Origin of the sequence: Granulicatella sp. zg-84 (genome assembly GCF_010892375.1) — a bacterium.
In the GTDB taxonomy this organism is placed as follows: domain Bacteria; phylum Bacillota; class Bacilli; order Lactobacillales; family Aerococcaceae; genus WM01.
The window spans coordinates 1-7,658 of sequence record NZ_WNJX01000047.1; the positions used below are offsets into that span (position 1 = coordinate 1).

The following is a 7,658-nucleotide window of genomic DNA, read 5'->3' on the forward strand; positions in this document are numbered from 1 at the left end:
AACGACGGAAAGAAACGATTGAGCGTAGCTTTGCAGACTCTAAACAAAATCATGGGTATCGGTTTGCACAATATAGAGGAGTAGCCAAGATGCAGCAGTACACTTGGTTATCTTGTGCTGCCCAAAATATGAAAAAAATGGCAATTCTACTCACGAGAGATAGCCATTTTTTACAATATAGTTTTTTATTTATCATTTTTAAATGTAAAATCCAACGTATTTTTCAAAACTGGAAAAATACGTTGGATTTTTTATCGCTATTGTCAACAATCTGAGCATCTATAAAAGATGCTAATTTCTTTTTAAGAGATAATAAGGGAATAGAAAAGCGCTTGGTAAAAATAAGACACACATCATGAGAAAATAGGCAAAAAAGTCTTGTACACTTAACTTTTTCAAAAGGCAATATATCAATGCATATATCGCATACGATACAATACGTGTCGTCAATTTTGTCGTTTGTTCCACGTGTATCTCATGTTTTCTTGCATAAAAAACATTCGATAACCCAACTCCTAAATATAATAGCCACGTCATCCCAGTCAGAACGACTGTCCCTTGTATAAGCATAAAGGAATGAGCTATTTCTGGTAAGATATGATATGCTGACAAAAGGGTAAAAATCCATCCTACAGCACTTAATCCACCTAATACTAAAATAATTTTTTTTACTATTTTCATTCGTTTCCACTCCTTAGAGTACTTTTTCTTATTATATCAAAAAAAGCTCATCAGTTCATACTAATGAGCTTTATTTCCTTTAAATAATTTTTTAAGCGTTGATGGCGCCAATAAAATAATAATTGGATATATTTCCAAACGTCCTGCTATCATACTCAACGATAAAATGATTTTTGTCATATCCGAGTAAAATGCAAAATTAGAAATAGGACCAACCGCTGCTAATCCAGGGCCTATATTATTAAATGTTGCTGCAACACTTGAAAATGCCGTTAGAAAATCTGGGGCTTCAATAGACACACAAATCAATAAAAGAATAAAGGTTAATAGATATATTTGTAAATAATTCGATACTTTTGTACTATCTGATTTTCGTAATGCTTTCCCATTGAATTTTGTCGTTACAATACGGTTTGAATGCCCTAAACGCTTCATTTCAGAAACAGCTTCTTTTATATACATCACAATACGAGATACTTTCATACCCCCTGCCGTAGAACCTGCACAGCCGCCAATAAACATTAAAATTAACACAATCACTTGAGCAAACAATGTCCATTCTCCAAAGTTAGCTGTTGCATATCCCGTTGTCGTTACAATAGATGCTACTGTAAACAACACATGTCTAAACGTTTCTTCTAGCGTAGCCCAATTTGGTGCTAAAGATAGCGTAATCAGTAAAATGGCAATAATAACGATACCTAAATAGTAATGTAACTCTTCATCTTTAAAAGCAGCTTTGGCATAACCAATCATCATTAAAAAGAATAAATTAAAGTTAATACCAAATATAAGCATACCAATACCAATCACGTATTCAACAAAAGCTGGATTGGCATAAATAGAAAATCCTGCATCGTTAATGGCAAAACCACCTGTTCCTGCTGTACCGAATGATAATAGCATTGAGTCATATAGCGGTACGCCACCTAATACTAAAATAAGTATTAAAATAAGTGTTAAAGATAAATAAATCGCATATAAAATACGTGCTGTATCGCTTAATTTCGATACGAGTTTTCCAAAAACAGGTCCGGGAACTTCAGCTCGCAGTAATTGTGCGGAATCTGCTTTAGAATCTGGCAAAATTGCTAACGTAAAAACAAGCACACCCATACCGCCGATTAAGTGAGTAAAACTTCTCCAAAATAAATTTGATTTGGACAATGGAGCTAGTGTTGTTAAAATGCTGGAACCAGTTGTCGTAAATCCACTTGCTGTTTCAAAAAATGCGTCGACAAGAGATGGAATATCTCCTGAAAAGACAAATGGCAAACCTCCAAAAAAGGCGAGTAAAATCCAACCCAATGCGACAATAACAGCACCATCTCTAGCACGTAGTGTAATGCCTTTTGGATTTTTTAATGACATGATACAACTTAATGAGAGTAATAATCCTATGGTCATTAAATAAGCCGATATGTATTTCCAATCTTCTTGATAAATTAGGGATACAAAAAGTGGTGCCAATAATAATAATGCTTCAACTAGTAATAATTTTCCTATTAAATAAATAATAATTTTTCGATTCATCTTCTGAGCCTGCCTATTTATCCAAAATATCTTCTAAATCAGAAAAATGTTTATTTGTTGTAATAACAATGACTTTATCATCTGCTTGTAAACTATCTCGTCCATTCGCATAAATAATTTTTCCTTGTCTTAAAATATACGCAATCAATAAATTTTTCTTCAATGGCATATCTTTAATTTGTCTATCTAAAATATGACACTGTTCAGATACTTTAAACATGAGTACTTCAACCTTACCTTGTGCAACACGATACAACGCTTCAACACGTGAACCTTGTGCATTGGCACGTGAACGAACAAATCGAGAAATTTGACTAGCAATCAAGTTTTTAGGTGTTACAATTTTCTTTAATTGTTTTGTATCTAATACTTTTAAAATATTTGTACGGCTCATTTTCGTAATAACTTTACGTACACCTTTTTTATCTGCATAAATAGACGCAATTAAATTTTCTTCATCAACTCCTGTTAAAGACACAAAAGCATCATAATTTTCTAAACCTTGTTCATCTAAAATATCCGGATTTGTTCCGTCTGCATGAATGACTTTTAATGCTGGATATTCCGCACTTAATTGTTCACATTTTTCTAAATTATGTTCAATAACTTTCATATCCATGTGTGTATGCTCTAACAATTTGAATAAATAATATGCAATTTTCCCACCGCCCAAAACAAAAACAGATTTAATGGCTTTTTCACTGTTCCCAATTTGTCGATGAAACGTCGTCATATCCTTTGGCAATCCTGCCACATAGATTTTATCGTTAGCTTGTAATGTATCACTACCAGATGGAATAAAGACATCGCCATCTCTATCAATAATACAAACTAAAACAGAACCATATTTTGTTCTAAAATCACTTAAACTCAAACCATTTAAGGTAGATTTGTCTGTGATGTCTACCTCAACAAGAGAGGCTCTATTTCCTGCCAATGTTTCAACATTTGATGCTGAGGCATAGCGAATTGCTCTAGCAATATCCATTGCCGCTGCCATTTCTGGATTGATAATTAAAGAAATACCTAGCGCATTTCTCATAAAGTCTAGTTGTTTTGCATATTCTGGATTTCGTACACGAGATACGGTATGTCGTACACCTAGTTTTTTCGCTAAAGTAGCAGAAATTAAATTGACTTCATCTGAATCTGTTGCTGCAATAAAAATATCCGCATGTTCCACACCAGCTTCTTTTTGCGTGTCAATACTTGCCCCATTTCCAACCATACCTGTAATATCGTATTTATTCATTAGTTCATCTACTAAATTTGATGATAAGTCAATCATCACCACATTATGAATTTGCGATAATTCTTCGCATAATGTTTGACCAACTTTTCCAGCACCAACAATTACAATGTCCATTTTAATTTATTCAACTCTTTTCGAATGATATTATTGGCACATCATACCACTAAGACTATAAAAAAGCTACTACTTATGTGATAGTTTTCATCATTTTATTAAAAATACTATCTATCTCATTCACTTCAACACATCAACATAACACATGTCTGTTTGCTTTATAAGAATCACATATAATCTCACGATAATTTAACAAAAGTGGTGAACGGATAATTTAAGCATCCGTTCACCACTTAGTGTATATAAATATAATCTTATTTTTTAAGTTAGGTTTTTATTATCCTAATTTTTTCACTTGTTCAACCACATTATCAACTGTAAATCCGAAGTGTTTTAATAAATCATTTGCTGGACCACTTTCTCCAAAACTATCAATCCCTAAAACAGATCCTTGTAAACCTACATATTTATACCATGGCATTGTTGCAGCCATTTCAACAGCAAAACGTTTTGTCACATTGCTTGGTAAAATACTTTCTTTATAATCAGCAGATTGTTTGTCAAATAATTCAAAACATGGCATGCTGACAACACGTACAGCTTTGCCTTCTTCTTTTAACACTTTAGCTGCTTCAATACACAATGATACTTCTGAACCAGATGCTAATAATAAATAGTCTGGTGTTTCACTTGTTTCATAGACAACATACGCACCTTTTGATACATTTTCAAAAGATGTATTTTCTAGTACAGGTAATGCTTGTCTTGTTAACACCAATGCTGTTGGCGTTTGTGTTGATGTTGCTGCTAAGTACCATGCTCCTTGTGTTTCTCTTGCATCTGCCGGACGAATAACATTTATATTCGGTAATGCTCTTAATGCTGCTAAATGCTCAATCGGTTCATGTGTTGGGCCGTCTTCCCCTACGGCAATACTGTCATGTGTAAAGACATACGTAACTGGCAATTTTTGAATAGCTGCTAAACGAATAGCACCTTTTAGATAGTCACTAAAGACGAAGAATGTGCCACCATACACACGTACACCTCCGTGTAAAGTCATCCCATTTAAAATAGTTCCCATCGCAAATTCACGAACACCAAACTGAATATTACGTTGTGTACGATTTGTATCGTCTTGTAATGTATCTTCTTTAATGTATGTCATATTAGAATGTGCTAAGTCAGCAGAACCACCTAAAAATTGTGCAGATACTTTAGCAATCGCATTTAAGGCATCTTGTGACGAATTACGTGTCGCTTGATTAAAACCAACTTCATATACCGGAAAATCATTTTCTTTTAATTCTGTTAACACATCATCGTTTACAACACGGTCAAATGCTTGTGCTAATTCTGGATAAGTAGCTTTATATTTTTCAACTAAATCTATCCATTTGTCATAGGCTTGTTTTCCACGTTTGACAACATGTTCATCAAAATCAGCATAAACATCTTCTGGTACTTCAAATGGAGCATAGTCCCAACCTAATTGTTCACGTGCATACGCTGTGTCTTCCTCACCTAAAGGAGCACCGTGCACAGCATTTGTGCCCTGTTTTTTAGAACCAAAACCAATAATTGTTTTTACTTCAATTAACGATGGACGTGGATCTTTTTTTGCTTCTTCAATTGCTTTTGACAATGCTTCTACATCATTTCCGTCTTCAACTAAAAGTGTATGCCAACCGTATGCATCGTATCTTTTACGTACACTTTCTGTTAAAGCATCTTCTGTTTTACCGTCCAAACAAATATCATTTGAATCATATAAAGCAATTAGTTTTCCTAATTTTTGTTGTCCTGCATAAGAACTTGCTTCTGCACTAACCCCTTCCATAAAATCACCGTCACCACAAATAGCATATGTGTAATGATCTACAACAGGAAATTCTGGTTTATTATATTGTGCAGCTAAATAACGCTCTGCAACAGCCATACCAATAGCTGTAGAAATACCTTGCCCTAATGGACCAGATGTAGCATCAACCCCTTGTGTATAGCCATACTCAGGGTGTCCTGGTGTTTTAGAATGTAATTGACGGAATTGTTTTAATTCATCAATCGTAACATCTTTAAATTGGCTTAAATGCAATAAAGCGTATAATAATGCTGAACCATGTCCCGCAGATAATACAAAGCGATCACGGTTGAACCATTTAGGTTGCTCTGGATTAACATGGAAATGATTTGCATAAAGAGCATACGCCATTGGAGCCGCTCCCATAACAACACCAGGGTGTCCTGATTTTGCTTTATTGATAGCATCAACTCCTAAAAAACGTATTGCATTTACTGATTTTGTAGACACCATAAAAAAATTCCTCCTAGTCGAATAGTGATATACACATCTATTTTATCACAACATTGAGGATATATTCTATTTATAAGTTGAAAATTTATAAAAAAAACGTATACTGTTACATGGAGGTTACCTAAATGAAAAAAACGTTTATTCCTTATTACATCAGTATCTTCTTTGTCCTCATTAGTCTTTCACTTATTTTTAATCTCTTTCGTCAACACGATAAAGCAACAGCTTTATTGCATGAAAAACAAGAAATGATTGACAAAAAAGAAATGGAACGACAGCACATACAAGAAAAATATAGTGATGTCTACTATACATTAAATAGCTTATTACCGAGTACATTTGAAGAAAAAATGGCAAATCAAGACACATTTTATGTCTACATTGGTAGACCAACATGTGCTGATTGTCAATTTTTTGAGCCTTTCTTTATAAAAGAGATTCAAAGAAGACAATTACACTCATCTATTTTTTATGTCAATGTCTTGCCGGTTCATCAAGACAAAGAAAAATGGACAGTATTTAAACAAACTTATCACATTAGCGGTACGCCCGTTGTCGCTAAAGTAGAAAAAGGTGTCATAACGGATAAATTAGATTTTGAAGAAATGCAAGGTATTACTCCAAAACAATTAAGTGATTGGTTGGATAAACAATCGTTCCAACCGTAATCAACGTGGTTCGCAACCATCCCACGAAAAAAAACTAGGAGGATTCTATGAAAAAGTTGTCTATTAAAGAGCAAGTTTATCTTGCTTTAATGGCAGGTGTTTATGTTGCTTTAACATTGGGAACACCTGTTATTTCTATGGCATACGGAGCCATTCAATTCCGTATTTCTGAATTTTTAAATCATTTATTGATTTACAACAAAAAATATATTATTTCATTAGGTATCGGTGTTGCTATTGTTAATTCTTTTTCAACATTTGGTATTTACGACGTTATTTTTGGAACAGGTGCTACATTACTATGCTCCGTTCTTTCCATTGCGGCATTCAAATTTATTAAATCTAAACTCGGGCGTTTTATTTTTAATACACTAAATTTTTCTTTTGTCGGTATGATACCTATTACATTTTTAATCATCTATATTGGACAAGCTGAAGAAGCATTCTTCACTTTATATGGACCACTTGTCTTAAGCGAATTGATTATTATGACAGCTAGCGGTATTTTATTATATACTCTTGATAAAAAAATAGATTTGAAAAAATATATAGGATAATTTCATTTATACAATTAAAGGTGCGAACCAAAAACTCAAGTTTTTGGTTCGCACCCTCAGACTGTTGACAATAGCGATAAAAAATCCAACGTATTTCTCCAGTTTTGAAAAATACGTTGGATTTTGCATTTAAAAATGATAAATAAAGAACTATATTGTAAAAAATGGCTATCTCTCGTGAGTAGAATTGCCATTTTTTTCATGTTTTGGGCAGCACAAGATAACCAAGTGTACTGCTGCATCTTGGCTACCCCTCTATATTATGCAAACCGATACCCATGATTTTGTTTAGAGTCTGCAAAGCTACGCTCAATCGTTTCTTTCCGTCGTTTATATAGTGCTTTCCCAAACGTAGATAATCGACGTTCACGACATCTATCGTATACATCAGCATCTATCGCGCGACGTAGTATCCGTTTATTACTGTTATCGCTTATACGATACTGTTTATATCCTTGTCTATCAATGTTTCTGTAGGTATAAATTTCTCCCGTACGTGTATCCGTAAAACAATCTCTAGATGAATCATATCGAAAAAACTTATGGTCAGGATTGCGATGAAAACGTCTATACCCAATCACAGAAAATATCTTTTTCTC

At 33.8% G+C, this 7,658-nt stretch carries 8 protein-coding genes and 1 riboswitch; of the genes, 3 read left to right on the plus strand and 5 right to left on the minus strand.

The genetic code is table 11. The features are described from left to right. Positions 1 to 275 (plus strand): transposase (locus tag GMA06_RS07850; protein WP_205426285.1); only part of this gene is annotated, 275 nt, incomplete at its 5' end. 16 nt (positions 276 to 291) lie between these two features. Here the strand turns inward: GMA06_RS07850 and GMA06_RS07855 are convergent. From GMA06_RS07855 to tkt, 4 genes are all read right to left on the minus strand, one after another. Beyond that, entirely contained in the window at positions 292 to 681 is a 390-nt protein-coding gene (locus GMA06_RS07855; RefSeq protein ID WP_163545509.1) for a hypothetical protein, read from the minus strand. 60 nt (positions 682 to 741) lie between these two features. Continuing rightward, positions 742 to 2,214: a TrkH family potassium uptake protein gene (locus tag GMA06_RS07860; protein ID WP_163545508.1), complete on the minus strand. Its 1,473-nt coding sequence runs from the start codon at positions 2,212 to 2,214 to the stop codon at positions 742 to 744. Positions 2,215 to 2,227: 13 nt separating this feature from the next. Continuing rightward, entirely contained in the window at positions 2,228 to 3,580 is a 1,353-nt protein-coding gene (gene trkA, locus GMA06_RS07865) for a Trk system potassium transporter TrkA (protein ID WP_163562254.1), read from the minus strand. A 277-nt stretch (positions 3,581 to 3,857) separates the two neighbouring features. Beyond that, positions 3,858 to 5,831, minus strand: coding sequence for a transketolase (tkt, locus tag GMA06_RS07870; RefSeq protein WP_163562257.1), 1,974 nt, complete (start codon positions 5,829 to 5,831; stop codon positions 3,858 to 3,860). Positions 5,832 to 5,959: 128 nt separating this feature from the next. Between tkt and GMA06_RS07875 the strand changes: the two genes are divergently transcribed. Both GMA06_RS07875 and GMA06_RS07880 read left to right on the plus strand, forming a co-directional pair. After that, entirely contained in the window at positions 5,960 to 6,502 is a 543-nt protein-coding gene (locus tag GMA06_RS07875) for a thioredoxin family protein (protein ID WP_163562255.1), read from the plus strand. Beyond that, positions 6,502 to 6,546, plus strand: a riboswitch (PreQ1 riboswitch). (Overlaps the previous gene by 1 nt.) A gap of 3 nt (positions 6,547 to 6,549) precedes the next feature. Then, entirely contained in the window at positions 6,550 to 7,059 is a 510-nt protein-coding gene (locus GMA06_RS07880) for a QueT transporter family protein (protein WP_163562256.1), read from the plus strand. 260 nt (positions 7,060 to 7,319) lie between these two features. On the opposite strand, the gene GMA06_RS07885 is transcribed toward GMA06_RS07880, so the two are convergent. Next, positions 7,320 to 7,658: transposase (locus GMA06_RS07885; protein ID WP_205426289.1), on the minus strand; the 339-nt coding region annotated here is incomplete at its 5' end.

Coding starts and splice junctions, on each gene's coding strand:
- GMA06_RS07880 (WP_163562256.1), top strand. CDS start 6,550: ATGAAAAAGTTGTCTATTAAAGAGCAAGTTTATCTTGCTTTAATGGCA.
- trkA (WP_163562254.1), bottom strand. CDS start 3,580: ATGGACATTGTAATTGTTGGTGCTGGAAAAGTTGGTCAAACATTATGC.
- GMA06_RS07875 (WP_163562255.1), top strand. CDS start 5,960: ATGAAAAAAACGTTTATTCCTTATTACATCAGTATCTTCTTTGTCCTC.
- GMA06_RS07855 (WP_163545509.1), bottom strand. CDS start 681: ATGAAAATAGTAAAAAAAATTATTTTAGTATTAGGTGGATTAAGTGCT.
- GMA06_RS07860 (WP_163545508.1), bottom strand. CDS start 2,214: ATGAATCGAAAAATTATTATTTATTTAATAGGAAAATTATTACTAGTT.